Below are 12,449 nucleotides of genomic sequence, written 5' to 3'. Positions count from 1 at the left end.
ATGACATGAGCGCAGACGGTCAGGGAAGAAACCACTGGTTCGACGACGAGGCGGGGCCCGTCGTCCGTCCGTACGCCATGACGCGCGGCCGCACCACCAGCGCGGCCCAGCACCGCCTCGACCTGATCGCGGTGGTCGTCGCGGAGCCCCACGCGGACGACCCGGAGGCGGACGTCACCCTCTCCCCGGAGCACGTGGACATCGTCGGACTGTGCCGGCAGGAGCCGCAGTCGGTCGCCGAACTCGCCGCCGAACTCGACCTCCCCGTCGGGGTCGTGCGGGTCCTGGTCGGAGACCTCGTGGACGTCGAACTCGTCCACGTCAACCGGCCCGTGCCCCCGGCCGAACTGCCGGACGAGAACATTCTGCGCGACGTGATCAGCGGGCTGAGGGCACTGTGAATCGGCTCCCGGGCACGGTGAGCGGCAGGTTAAGGAGAAGAGATCGATGATCTTCGGGCGTTCTCAGCGCGGCAAGCCGCCGGTCGAGCCCGTCACGCTCAAGATCCTGGTGGCCGGCGGGTTCGGCGTGGGCAAGACCACCCTCGTCGGCGCGGTCAGCGAGATCAGACCGCTGCGCACCGAGGAACTGCTCACCGAGGCCGGGCGGCCCGTGGACGACGTCAGCGGTGTCGAGGACAAGCACACCACCACGGTGGCCATGGACTTCGGGCGGATCACGCTGCGCGAGGACCTGGTGCTGTACCTCTTCGGCACACCCGGCCAGGAGCGGTTCTGGTTCATGTGGGACGAGCTGTCCGAGGGCTCCCTGGGTGCCGTCGTACTGGCCGACACCCGGCGCCTGGAGGACTGCTTCGCCGCCGTCGACTACTTCGAGCGGCGCTCCATCCCGTTCGTGGTCGGCGTCAACCGCTTCGAGGGCTCGGCCCGCTACCCGGCCGAGACCGTCCGCCAGGCCCTCGACCTCGACGCCGACGTTCCCCTGGTGATGTGCGACGCCCGGGACCGGGAGTCCGTCAAGGAGGTCCTCATCGGCGTCGTCCAGCACGCGATGGCCCAGGCGGCGGACCGGCGCCGGGTCGTCACGACCTGAGGGGACCAACCCACCGCACCTACCCCTCGCCCTCGTCGCCGCCGTCCTGGAGCCAGCCGAAGCTCTTCTCCACCGCCCGGCGCCAGTTGCGGTACTCGCCCTCGCGCACCGACGCCTCCATGGCGGGCGCCCACTCGGCGTCCCGCCGCCAGTGCGCCCGGAGTTCGTCGAGACCGTCCCACACACCGGTGGCCAGTCCGGCCGCGTACGCGGCACCCAGGCAGGTCGTCTCGGAGACCCGGGGACGGATCACCGGCACGCCCAGCACGTCCGCCTGGTGCTGCATCAGCAGGTTGTTCTTGGTCATGCCCCCGTCGACCTTCAGCGCCGTGATGCGCACGCCGGAGTCCTGGTACATGGCGTCCACGACCTCGCGCGTCTGCCAGCTCGTCGCCTCCAGCACGGCGCGTGCGAGGTGCGCCTTCGTGACGTACCGGGTGAGCCCGGTGACGACTCCGCGCGCGTCGGACCGCCAGTACGGCGCGAACAGCCCGGAGAAGGCGGGCACGATGTACGCGCCCCCGTTGTCCGCCACGCTCGCGGCCAGCGGCTCGATCTCGTCGGCGGAGCGGATGATGCCGAGCTGGTCGCGGAACCACTGGACCAGTGCACCGGTGACGGCGATCGACCCCTCCAGGCAGTACACGGGCGGCTGGTCGCCGATCTTGTAGCCCATCGTCGTCAGCAGCCCGTTCTTCGACGGGACCGGCCGGTCACCGGTGTTGAGCAGCAGGAAGCTGCCGGTGCCGTAGGTGTTCTTCGCCGAGCCCACGTCGTAGCAGGCCTGCCCGAACACCGCCGCCTGCTGATCGCCCAGCGCCGACGCCACGGGCACCCCGGCCAGTGGGCCGACGGCGGTGCCGTACACCTCGGCACTGGACCTGATCTCGGGGAGCACGGCCTCGGGGATGCTCATCGCCGACAGGATCTCCGGGTCCCACTGGAGGGTCCGGAGGTCCATCAGCATGGTGCGCCCCGCGTTGGTCACGTCGGTGACGTGCCGTCCGCCCTCGGTGCCGCCGGTGAGGTTCCAGATCAGCCAGGAGTCCATGGTGCCGAAGGCGATCTCGCCGCGCTCGGCGCGGGCCCTGAGGCCCGGCACGTTGTCGAGCAGCCAGGCAGCCTTGGGCCCGGAGAAGTAGCTGGCCAGTGGCAGCCCCGTCGTCTCGCGGAACCGGTCCTGCCCGTCCGTGCCGCCCAGCTCCCCGCACAGCGCGGACGTACGGGTGTCCTGCCACACGATCGCGTTGTGCACGGGTTTGCCGGTCGCGCGGTCCCACAGGACCGTCGTCTCGCGCTGGTTGGTGATGCCCAGCGCGCAGAGCTGCTCGGCGCGCAGCCCTGCCCGGGCGATCGCTCCGGCGACCACGGCCTGCACCTTGGACCAGATCTCGGTGGCGTCGTGCTCCACCCAGCCGGGTTTGGGGAAGATCTGGCGGTGCTCGCGCTGGTCGACGGCGACGATCGCGCCGTCCTGGTCGAAGACGATGCAGCGACTGGAGGTGGTGCCCTGGTCGATGGCGGCGACGTACTTCGTGGAGTGGTCCGTCATGGCTGCCCCTTGGGCTGGGTTCGGAGGGCTGAGGAGGCGACCGCGGAGGCGACCGCGGAGGCGACCGCGGAGGCGGCGGTCGCGGTGGGCCGTTCAGAAGGCGACGTTGTAGATGAGCCCGGCGAGCGCTCCGCCGATCAGTGGGCCGGCCACCGGGATCCAGGCGTAACCCCAGTCGGAGGTCCCCTTGTTCGGGATCGGCAGGAACGTGTGCACGATGCGCGGACCGAGATCGCGTGTCGGGTTGATGGCGTAGCCGGTCGGCCCGCCGAGGGAGAGGCCGATCCCGACGACGAGGAGCGCCACGATCAGCACCAGCGTCCCCGACTCGCCGAGCCCCTCGGTGAGCCCGAACGCGAGAATCGGCAGCACGAGCCCGACGGTCGCGATGATCTCCGTCACCAGGTTGGCGACCGGGTTCCGGATCTCCGGGACGGTCGAGAAGATCCCGAGCGTCGCCACGGGCTCGTCCGCGGTGCCCTCGGTGCTGCCGGTCCCGCGGACGTTGGCCTGGAACTGGGCGAAGTAGGTGAGGTAGCACAGGACGGCACCGAGCATCGCGCCGACGAACTGCCCCAGCATGTAGACCCAGACCTTGCCCCACTCGCCGGTGTCGATGGCGATCCCGAGGGTGACGGCCGGGTTGAGGTGCCCGCCGGACAGCGGGGCCGCGGTGTACGCGCCCGCCAGCACGCCGAACCCCCAGCCGAACGCGATCACCACCCAGCCCGCCGCCCGCGCCTTGCTGTACCTGAGAGTCACGGCGGCGCAGACACCCGCGCCGAAGAGGATGAGGATCGCCGTACCGATGATCTCGCCGACGAAGATGTCTCCGTTGCTCATGGCGGCTCCTAGGCCCTGGCCCGGGACGATCGGCCCCGGTCCTCACGTGCGGGGTGTGCGTTCCCATGGCGACGTCCGCCGGGGGGCGTGAGTGACGAGCGTGCCGTAACAGCCGAACCGCCCGTGGGGGAGTGGGCCTCGAAGCACAGGAGAGCCCGCGCGACGCAGTGCCGGAATACGCCGAGATGTACGGCGACGTCGACTGACACCGGAAGTGTTCACCGGCGCCCGGAGAGCGTCAAGGTGGCCGACCGCAACGGTTCCCGTCCGCCGTCCGGCCCACACCGGCCGTCCGGCCCACGCCCGACGCCCCCGGCCGCCCAGGCCCCTGACGACCCCGAACGCCCCACGCCGACCGCGCGCGCCACCGTCCGGCGGCCCGGGGTCCGGTGCCCGGTGCCCGACCTCACGCACGGCGTCGTGCAGGGGCTGGAGACCGCCGAGGTCGGCGAGCGTGCCGGCGAACACGTTGACGTGCAGCGGCAGCAGCGTCTCCCTGCGCGCCGCGGCACGCAGCGCCGACACCGCCAGGCGGCCGTCGAGTTCGGGGTCGCGACGCGCCTCGGCCAGGACGTCGCCGGTCTCCGGGCGGGCGAGTACCTCCAGCGCCGCGACCGTACCGGTCATCAGATTGACCACCGGTTGGAAGGCGAAGCGGAGAGTGTCCGTCCAGGAGCGCACGGGAGCAGGATGGCGCGGCCCACGGCCGACCGGGCCCAGTTCATGCGACGTTCACGCAGGACTGGGGCACGCTCACGCAGCGTACGCCCGGCGGGGTCGTCGGCCCGCCCACTTCCCTCGCGCGGCCCAACCCTGATAGATGCAGGGGACATGACACGAATCTCCACCGCGTTCCGCGGACTGGTCACCGCCTTCGCCGCCCTGCTCGCCGTCACGGCCGTCCCCGCGACCGCTCAGGCACGGCCCGAACCGAGGGCCCCGGAGGACTTCGTGGCCCTGAGAAGCGTCGACCCGACGATCATCGAGGAGATGCGCTACGTCACCGAGCACAACTTCGTCGGCGAGCGCGTCGACGGCTACCGACAGCCCCTGTGCATCCTCACCCGCCCCGCGGCCGAAGCCCTCCACCTGGCCCAGACCCGGCTGTCCCGCCAGGGCTACTCCCTCAAGGTGTACGACTGCTACCGCCCCCAGCGCGCCGTCGACCACTTCGTCCGCTGGGCCGAAGACCTCGACGACCAGAAGATGAAGGCCGAGTTCTACCCGGACGTCGACAAGACCCGCCTGTTCGCCGACGGCTACATCGCGGAGAAGTCCGGCCACAGCCGCGGCTCGACCATGGACCTCACCATCGTCCGGCTCCCGGCGAAGCCCACCCCGCCGTACCACCCCGGACAGCCCCTGGTGCCCTGCTACGCGCCGCAGGACGAGCGCTTCCCCGACAACTCCGTCGACATGGGCACCGGTTTCGACTGCTTCGACACCCTCTCGCACACCGCCGACCCCCGCATCCAGGGCGTCCAGCGCGCCAACCGACTGCTGCTCAAGAACACCCTGGAGGACGTCGGTCTGGTGAACCTGCCCGAGGAGTGGTGGCACTTCACGTACAAGCCCGAGCCCTACCCGGACACCTACTTCGACTTCCCGGTCTGCGCGAAGTCCCTCGCCGGCCGCCGCTGAACGGCCTGCCGGAGACGTCCCCTCCGTGATCGGATACAGTCCGCCGCGTGTCCGAAACTGAAAACTCCGTTCCCAACTCCGCACCGGACTCCCACTGTTCGAGCTGCGGAACGCCCTACGGAGAGGGCGTCTCCGGCTGGCCCCGCACCTGCCCCGCATGCGGCACCGTGGCCTACCGCAACCCGCTGCCCGTCGCGGTCGCCCTCCAGCCCGTGTACGACACGCAGGGCACCGCCCTGGTCGTGATCACCCGCACCGTGACCCCCGCACGCGGCGGCGTCGCCCTGCCCGGCGGCTACGTGGACGACCGGGAGGACTGGCGGCAGGCCGTCGTCCGCGAACTCAAGGAGGAGACGGGCATCGACGCCGCGAACCGCGACGTACGGCTGGCCGACGCCATGAGCTCGCCCGACGGCCACCTGCTGCTCTTCGGGCTGCTGCCCGAGCGGCCGGCGGAGGGCCTCCCGCCCTCCGCCGCCACGAACGAGACCGAGGGCTGGCACCTCCTGCGCAGGGCGGAGGAACTGGCCTTCCCGCTCCACACACGGGCCGCACGGGCCTTCTTCGAGGGCCGCTACATCTGAGCCGAGCGCTCCACGAGCCCACGGACGCGGACCGCGCAGGACGGCCCGCTCACACCGTCCTCGCCCTCCCGCTCCACGACCACCCGCCGCCCCTCCCAGCGGGACACGTACCGTTCGATCTGCGGCTCCACCCAGCCGTCGCCCCCGTCCGCCACCACCAGGCCCCCGCCGGTCCGCCCCCGCGCCGGCGCCCACACCTCCAGTTCCGGTGCGCCGTCCGCACCGCGCACCGGAACCACCGACCCCGCGCGCGCGAACACCGGAATCCGCGCCTGCGGAGCGTCGACGAGAACCTGCGCCGGCCCCTCGTACGCCCGCTCCGTCACCACGTCGTACCAGCGCCCCCGCGGCAACCGCACCGCACGCCTGTCCGCCCCGGGGTGGAGCACCGGCGCCACCAGCAGACAGTCACCCAGCAGGAAGGCGTCCTCGCAGTCCCGCAGCGCCCGATCCTCCGGCGCCGACCACCACAGGGGACGCACGTACGGGGCGCCCGTACGCCGGGCCAGGTGCGCCAGCGTCACGAAGTACGGCAGCAGCCGCCGCCGCTCGACGAGCGCCACGCGCGCGTGCTCCAGCACCTCGGTCCCGAACTCCCACGGCTCCCGGCCTCCCATCCGCGGCCCGGCGTGGGTGCGGAACAGTGGCAGGTAGGCGGCCAGCTGGAACCACCGCAGATACAGCTCGGGCGACGGACTCCCGTCCGACCCGCCCACGTCCGGCCCCGAGTACGGCACGCCGCACAGCCCGAGCCCCATCACCAGCGCCAGCGACGCCCGCAATCCCGGCCAGTCCGTCGCCACGTCCCCGGACCACGTGCCGCCGTAGCGCTGCATCCCGGCCCACCCGGAGCGCGAGAGGAGGAACGGCCGCTCGTCCGGCGTCAGAGCCCGCAGCCCCTCGTACCCGGCCCGGGCCATGCACAGCGCGTAGACGTTGTGCGCCTCCCGATGGTCACCGCCCCTGCCCTCCAGCGAGTGCCGGGCCGACCGCGGCAGCGTCGGCTCCCCGAAGGCGGCGAACGACGTGGGCTGGTCCAGGTCGTGCCAGAACCCGGCGAACCCCTGCCCGAGCCGCTCCTCGTAGAGCCCGCCCCACCATGCGCGGGCACGCGCGTGCGTGAAGTCCGGAAAGACCACGTCCCCGGGCCGCCCCACCCCCCTGACGACCGGTCCGGAGGCATCCCGCACGAACACGTCCCCACGTGTCCCGCCGTCGTACACGCCGTCGCCGGGCGCGGTCGCCACCGTCGGCTCGACGACCGACACCAGCCGGATACCGTCCCGCCGCAACTCCTCGGCGAGCACGGGCAGCTTCGCGAAGCGCTCCTCGTCGACGGTGAACACCCGCTGGGCGTCGGCATGGCCGATGCCCAGATGCACCGCGTCCAGCGGCAGATCCCGCTCCTGGTGGCCGGCGACGACCCGGCGTATGTCCTGCTCGTCACCGCACCCCCACCGCGCGTGATGGTGCCCGAGCGCCCACGCCGGAGGCAGCGCGGGCGCCCCGGTGAGCGATGCCCAGGCCAGCAGCACGCGCGCGGGGGTACCCACCATCACCCAGCACCGCAGCGGACCGCCGTCCATCCGCAGCACACTCCGTCCGGGCCGGTCGTGCCCGGACCCCGCCCCCTCCGCACCCTCCCGCAACGCCACCGTGCCGTCCCACGAACTGTCGTGGAAGACCAGGTGCGTCCCCGCGTCGGCCACCACCAGCTGCACGGGCATCGTGACCGACAACGGGTCCTCACCCCCAGCGAGGGGCAGGCCGCGACCGGTGTTCCACAGCCGGTACGTGCCCTCCCGCAGCCGTGGACCCGCAGACCGCCCGCCGAGCCCGAAGAACCGGGCGTCGGCCGCCACCTCCGACCGCTGCGTCCAGCGCGCCGGCCCGCCACCCACCGGCTCCCACCAGCGGGGCGGCAGCTCGCTCCGCAACACCACACCCCCGGGCGTACGGACCTCGATCGCGCCGTGCCGGGACACGGCCACCGTCGCCCGCTCCGCCACCACCCGCCAGCCGCCGTCCTTGTCCGGCTCCAGCACCGCCCGCGGATCGGGCTCCGGACAACGGCCCGCCAACGCGTACGACGGCTCAGGACCGGCCCCGTCCCAGCCCCAGAACACGGCTCCGTTCACCGCGACGAGGATGCGCAGCTCCGAGCGGCCGAACCGGACGACACCACCCCCGGGCCCGGGCTCCACCTCCCGCAGCGGACCCGGCACCCGCGCCCGTTCCGCGCCCCGCGGCGGCAGCCCGGCGGCATCGGCCCGCCGCCTGCGCAACGCCGCCCGTACGGTACGCAACCCCTGCGCCATCCCCGCAGAACCGACCGTCTTCATCGAACGCACCAGGTCACGACCGTCCATGCTGCTCACCCTGCCATCGACGACCTCGCGCGAGGGCGTCGTTCAACTGCCGTTCACCCGTGACCGGACCACATCTTCATGTCACCGACTATGTGGGGCGCGCCCTGGTGCGGAAGTCGATCACATGGCATCGTCCCTGTCAGCCGCGTCACGCGCACACCCCAGCCCGTGCGCGCAGGACGCACACGACGCGCACAGTCCGGGAGCCGCCCCATGTCGACCCTGAACCCCCAGCCGCTCTGGCAGCCAGACCCGCAGCGCATCGCCGAGGCGCGGATCACCAGGTTCCAGACCTGGGCAGCCGAGCACCACGGCGCCCCCGCCGAAGGCGGATACGCCGCCCTGCACCGCTGGTCCGTCGACGAGCTGGACACCTTCTGGAAAGCCGTCACGGAATGGTTCGACGTACGCTTCTCGACGCCCTACGCGCGCGTGCTGGGCGACCGCGCGATGCCAGGCGCCCAGTGGTTCCCCGGCGCCACGCTGAACTACGCCGAACACGCCCTGCGCGCGGCGGCCACCCGCGCGGACGAACCGGCCCTCCTGTACGTCGACGAGACCCACGAACCGAGCCCCGTCACCTGGGCCGAGCTGCGCCGCCAGGTCGGCTCGCTCGCCGCCGAACTGCGCGCCCTCGGCGTACGCCCCGGCGACCGCGTCAGCGGCTACCTCCCCAACATCCCGCAGGCCGTGGTCGCCCTCCTCGCCACGGCCGCCGTGGGCGGCGTCTGGACCTCCTGCGCCCCCGACTTCGGCGCCCGCAGCGTCCTGGACCGCTTCCAGCAGGTCGAACCCGTCGTCCTGTTCACCGTCGACGGCTACCGCTACGGCGGCAAGGAACACGACCGCCGCGACACCGTCGCCGAACTCCGCCGGGAACTGCCCACCGTGCGCGCGGTGGTACACATCCCGCTGCTCGGCACCAAGGCCCCCGAGGGCGCGCTGGAATGGGAGGCCCTGACGGCCGCGGACACGGACCCCGTGTTCGAGCAGGTGCCCTTCGACCACCCCCTGTGGGTGCTCTACTCCTCCGGCACCACCGGCCTGCCCAAGGCCATCGTCCAGTCCCAGGGCGGCATCCTGGTCGAACACCTCAAACAGCTCGGCCTGCACTGCGACCTCGGCCCCGAGGACCGCTTCTTCTGGTACACCTCGACCGGCTGGATGATGTGGAACTTCCTCGTCTCCGGCCTGCTCACCGGCACCACGATCGTCCTCTACGACGGCAGCCCCGGCTTCCCGGCCACGGACGCCCAGTGGCGCATCGCCGAGCGCACCGGCGCCACCCTCTTCGGCACCTCCGCCGCCTACGTCATGGCCTGCCGCAAGGCCGACGTGCACCCGGCCCGCGATCACGACCTCTCCCGGGTCCAGTGCGTCGCCACCACCGGCTCCCCGCTCCCGCCCGACGGCTTCCGCTGGCTGCACGACGAGTTCGCCGCGAGCGGCGCCGACCTGTGGATCGCCTCAGTCAGCGGCGGCACCGACGTGTGCTCCTGCTTCGCGGGCGCCGTCCCCACCCTCCCGGTCCACATCGGCGAACTCCAGGCCCCCGGCCTCGGCACCGACCTCCAGTCCTGGGACCCGAACGGCCACCCCCTCACCGACGAGGTCGGCGAACTGGTCGTCACCAACCCCATGCCCTCGATGCCGATCCGCTTCTGGAACGACCCCGACGGCAGCCGCTACCACGACAGCTACTTCGACACCTACCCCGGCGTCTGGCGGCACGGCGACTGGATCACCCTCACCTCCCGCGGGTCCGTCGTCATCCACGGCCGCTCCGACTCCACCCTCAACCGGCAGGGCGTCCGCATGGGCTCGGCCGACATCTACGAAGCCGTCGAGCGCCTCCCCGAGATCAGGGAGTCCCTCGTCATCGGCATCGAACAGCCCGACGGCGGCTACTGGATGCCCCTGTTCGTGCACCTGGCACCCGGAGCCGTCCTCGACCAGGCCCTCCTCGACCGCATCAAGCGGACCATCCGCGCACAGCTCTCCCCACGCCACGTCCCCGACGAGGTCATCGAGGTGCCCGGCATCCCGCACACCCTGACCGGCAAGCGCATCGAGGTCCCGGTCAAGCGCCTCCTCCAGGGCACCCCGCTGACCAAGGCCGTCAACCCCGGCTCCATCGACAACCTCGACCTGCTCCACTTCTACGAGGAACTCGCCCGCAAACGCTCCTGACCAGGGCGACAACGAGCCGGCCGCCCCGAACGGCCGCCGGCTCCCCGCGCCTGCCCGACGCCGTTGTCAGTGCCTCCGATTACTGTGAGTGAGCATTGATCGACCGTGCACAGGGGGAAACATGGCGCACACCGACCAGACCGACCAGACCATGCGACGCGTCCTGCGCCGCGAAATCGCGGGCACCATCGGACTGCTCACCGACGAACACGACTTCCGCGCCATGCGGCGCTACCGCAGCTTCACCTTCCACGACCACGCCGCCTACCTGCGCCAGGTGGAAGCCCTGCTCAGGGCACGCGCGGCACAGGGCACCCACACCACGATCGCGCTCTTCGACCCGGAGGAGTACGCCGACTTCTGCACCGTGGCGGGCCTCGACGCCGACGCCCCCGCCAGCCGCGCCCGGTTCACCGCCGAACTCGCCGTCCACGGCCCCAGCGTGCCGTACGAGGGCCAGACCCTCGCCGACCTGCTCCCGGCCCTCGTCGACGAAGCCGTCCGCCAGGCCACCTGGGAGTACACGGCCGGCCTGCTCGCCCGCCTCGGCAGCTGCGCCACCTGCGGCGAGGACCTCGGCCGAGCCGCCTTCACCCGCGCCTCACGCCTCCTGGGCCGCGTCCTCGAAACGGCCCCACCGGGCAGCCGGCACCTGGTCTGCAGCGTCTCGGGCCATCCGGAGGAGACCCTCGTCTCCGCCCTCCTCGTCGACGAGGAGATCGACGGCACCCCACACATCGACGAGGCCGAGGTCCTGGAATTCACCAGCGTCCTCGCCCTCGGCCTGGCGACCCACAGCCCCGGCGGACTCGTCATGCGCGTCAGCCCGCCGACCGGCCCCGACCGCATCCACGGCTGGCGGCTGCGGGGATACGGCCTCGAGCCCCTCACCGCCGGTGAGGTCTTCGACGCCTACTGCACCGACGCCGACTCCGGTGACCTCATCTCCCCGGAATCCAACGTCGACTACTGCGCACCGCCCGACCTCGGGGACGACCGGCTGCCACCGGGACACCACCACTGAACGCCCGCGGGGCGCCCCACCCGAAGGTGGAACGCCCCGCACCACACAGCGACGACGACGGCGGCGTCGCCGCTCCGTCCTACTCGCCGGACAGCACCGCCTGAGCGGCGTTCCGCGCCTCCTCGGCACTCTCCGCCGCCCGGGCGGCCGCCGCGGCGCGCTCGCACTGCGCCAGCGTGAACTTCGCCAGGGTCGCCCGGACATAAGGCAAAGACGCCGCGCCCATGGAGAGAGAGGTGACACCCAGACCGGTCAGCACACACGCCAGCAGCGGATCCGAAGCGGCCTCACCGCAGACACCGCAGCTCTTGCCCTCGGCCTTCGCCGCCTCGGCGGACAGCGCGACCAGGTCGAGCAGCGCCGGCTGCCACGGGTCCTGCAGCCGGGAGACCGCACCCACCTGACGGTCGGCGGCGAAGGTGTACTGCGCGAGGTCGTTCGTCCCCAGCGACAGGAACTCCACCTCCTGCAGCACCGAGCGCGCCCGCAGCGCGGCCGACGGGATCTCCACCATCGCGCCGAACTTCGCCCGCAGCCCGGCCTCGCGGCACGCGTCCGCGAACGCCTTGGCATCGGCGCGGTCCGCCACCATCGGCGCCATGACCTCGAGGTAGACCGGCAGACCCTCAGCCGCCTTGGCCAGCGCGGTCAGCTGCGTACGCAGCACGTCCGGGTGGTCGAGCAGCGTCCGCAGGCCCCGCACGCCGAGCGCCGGGTTCGGCTCGTCGCCCGGGGTGAGGAAGTCCAGTGGCTTGTCGGCACCGGCGTCCAGCACCCGCACGACGACCCGGCCCTCGGGGAACGCCTCCAGCACCTGACGGTAGGCGGTGACCTGCTTCTCCTCCGACGGCGCGTTCTTGCTGTCGTCGAGGAAGAGGAACTCGGTCCGGAACAGTCCGACACCCTCCGCGCCGGCCTCGACCGCCGCGGGCACGTCGGCGGGACCACCGATGTTCGCCAGGAGCGGCACCTTGTGCCCGTCCGAGGTCGCACCCGGCCCGGTCGCGGCGGCCAGCGCGGCCTTGCGCTCGGCCGCCTGCGCCGCCAGTCGCGCCTTCTTCTCGTCGGTGGGGTTCACGAAGATCTCACCGGTGCTGCCGTCCACGGCGACGACGGTGCCCTCGGGAATCTCCCCGGCCCCGGGCAGGGCCACGACCGCGGGCACCCCGAGCGCCCGCGCGAGAATCGCACTG

Annotated in this window: 10 protein-coding genes and 1 pseudogene (1 of these 11 cut by a window edge); 6 read left to right on the top strand and 5 right to left on the bottom strand. The window is 72.3% G+C overall.

The annotated features are described in order from the left end of the window. Positions 1-5: 5 nt before the first annotated feature. Both ACGH7X_RS06910 and ACGH7X_RS06905 read left to right on the top strand, forming a co-directional pair. Positions 6-401 carry a DUF742 domain-containing protein gene (locus ACGH7X_RS06910; RefSeq protein WP_399882646.1) on the top strand — a complete coding sequence of 132 codons (396 nt, stop codon included), beginning with the start codon at positions 6-8 and terminating at the stop codon, positions 399-401. A 46-nt stretch (positions 402-447) separates the two neighbouring features. Further along, positions 448-1,053 carry a GTP-binding protein gene (locus ACGH7X_RS06905; protein ID WP_399882644.1) on the top strand — a complete coding sequence of 202 codons (606 nt, stop codon included), beginning with the start codon at positions 448-450 and terminating at the stop codon, positions 1,051-1,053. Between the two features lie 19 nt (positions 1,054-1,072). On the opposite strand, the gene glpK is transcribed toward ACGH7X_RS06905, so the two are convergent. The 3 genes and pseudogenes from glpK to ACGH7X_RS06890 form a co-directional block, all read right to left on the bottom strand. After that, positions 1,073-2,605: a glycerol kinase GlpK gene (glpK, locus tag ACGH7X_RS06900; protein ID WP_399882642.1), complete on the bottom strand. Its 1,533-nt coding sequence runs from the start codon at positions 2,603-2,605 to the stop codon at positions 1,073-1,075. Positions 2,606-2,698: 93 nt separating this feature from the next. Further along, positions 2,699-3,448, bottom strand: coding sequence for an MIP/aquaporin family protein (locus ACGH7X_RS06895; protein ID WP_399882640.1), 750 nt, complete (start codon positions 3,446-3,448; stop codon positions 2,699-2,701). A 398-nt stretch (positions 3,449-3,846) separates the two neighbouring features. Further along, positions 3,847-4,129 (bottom strand): annotated as a pseudogene (locus ACGH7X_RS06890) (diguanylate cyclase); the annotation flags it as partial. Positions 4,130-4,279: 150 nt separating this feature from the next. Here ACGH7X_RS06890 and ACGH7X_RS06885 point away from each other — a divergent pair. Both ACGH7X_RS06885 and ACGH7X_RS06880 read left to right on the top strand, forming a co-directional pair. Continuing rightward, positions 4,280-5,089: a M15 family metallopeptidase gene (locus tag ACGH7X_RS06885; protein WP_399882638.1), complete on the top strand. Its 810-nt coding sequence runs from the start codon at positions 4,280-4,282 to the stop codon at positions 5,087-5,089. A gap of 47 nt (positions 5,090-5,136) precedes the next feature. Continuing rightward, entirely contained in the window at positions 5,137-5,673 is a 537-nt protein-coding gene (locus ACGH7X_RS06880) for an NUDIX domain-containing protein (protein ID WP_399882636.1), read from the top strand. On the opposite strand, the gene ACGH7X_RS06875 is transcribed toward ACGH7X_RS06880, so the two are convergent. Then, positions 5,664-8,042, bottom strand: a complete 2,379-nt coding sequence (locus tag ACGH7X_RS06875; protein WP_399882634.1) for a glycoside hydrolase family 31 protein — start codon at positions 8,040-8,042, stop codon at positions 5,664-5,666. The genes ACGH7X_RS06880 and ACGH7X_RS06875 overlap by 10 nt on opposite strands. A gap of 213 nt (positions 8,043-8,255) precedes the next feature. Between ACGH7X_RS06875 and ACGH7X_RS06870 the strand changes: the two genes are divergently transcribed. Together ACGH7X_RS06870 and ACGH7X_RS06865 are read left to right on the top strand one after the other, a co-directional pair. Beyond that, the gene (locus ACGH7X_RS06870) at positions 8,256-10,232 is read left to right on the top strand and encodes an acetoacetate--CoA ligase (protein ID WP_399882632.1); all 1,977 of its coding nucleotides are present in this window, start codon (positions 8,256-8,258) and stop codon (positions 10,230-10,232) included. Between the two features lie 121 nt (positions 10,233-10,353). After that, entirely contained in the window at positions 10,354-11,256 is a 903-nt protein-coding gene (locus ACGH7X_RS06865; RefSeq protein WP_399882630.1) for a hypothetical protein, read from the top strand. Between the two features lie 79 nt (positions 11,257-11,335). Here ACGH7X_RS06865 and ptsP read toward each other — a convergent pair whose 3' ends face one another. Beyond that, positions 11,336-12,449 carry the 3' portion of a phosphoenolpyruvate--protein phosphotransferase gene (gene ptsP / locus ACGH7X_RS06860; protein ID WP_399882628.1) on the bottom strand. The gene runs 557 nt beyond the window's last position, so 1,114 of the gene's 1,671 nt are visible here — the last part of the coding sequence; its start codon lies beyond the right edge, outside the window; it ends in the stop codon at positions 11,336-11,338.

This window comes from Streptomyces sp. BBFR51, from assembly GCF_044591655.1.
In the GTDB taxonomy this organism is placed as follows: Bacteria; Actinomycetota; Actinomycetes; order Streptomycetales; family Streptomycetaceae; genus Streptomyces.
This window is presented reverse-complemented; position numbering and strand designations above follow the sequence as displayed.

Coding starts and splice junctions, on each gene's coding strand:
- glpK (WP_399882642.1), bottom strand. CDS start 2,605: ATGACGGACCACTCCACGAAGTACGTCGCCGCCATCGACCAGGGCACC.
- ACGH7X_RS06885 (WP_399882638.1), top strand. CDS start 4,280: ATGACACGAATCTCCACCGCGTTCCGCGGACTGGTCACCGCCTTCGCC.
- ACGH7X_RS06910 (WP_399882646.1), top strand. CDS start 6: ATGAGCGCAGACGGTCAGGGAAGAAACCACTGGTTCGACGACGAGGCG.
- ACGH7X_RS06895 (WP_399882640.1), bottom strand. CDS start 3,448: ATGAGCAACGGAGACATCTTCGTCGGCGAGATCATCGGTACGGCGATC.
- ACGH7X_RS06875 (WP_399882634.1), bottom strand. CDS start 8,042: ATGGACGGTCGTGACCTGGTGCGTTCGATGAAGACGGTCGGTTCTGCG.
- ACGH7X_RS06905 (WP_399882644.1), top strand. CDS start 448: ATGATCTTCGGGCGTTCTCAGCGCGGCAAGCCGCCGGTCGAGCCCGTC.
- ACGH7X_RS06865 (WP_399882630.1), top strand. CDS start 10,354: ATGGCGCACACCGACCAGACCGACCAGACCATGCGACGCGTCCTGCGC.
- ACGH7X_RS06870 (WP_399882632.1), top strand. CDS start 8,256: ATGTCGACCCTGAACCCCCAGCCGCTCTGGCAGCCAGACCCGCAGCGC.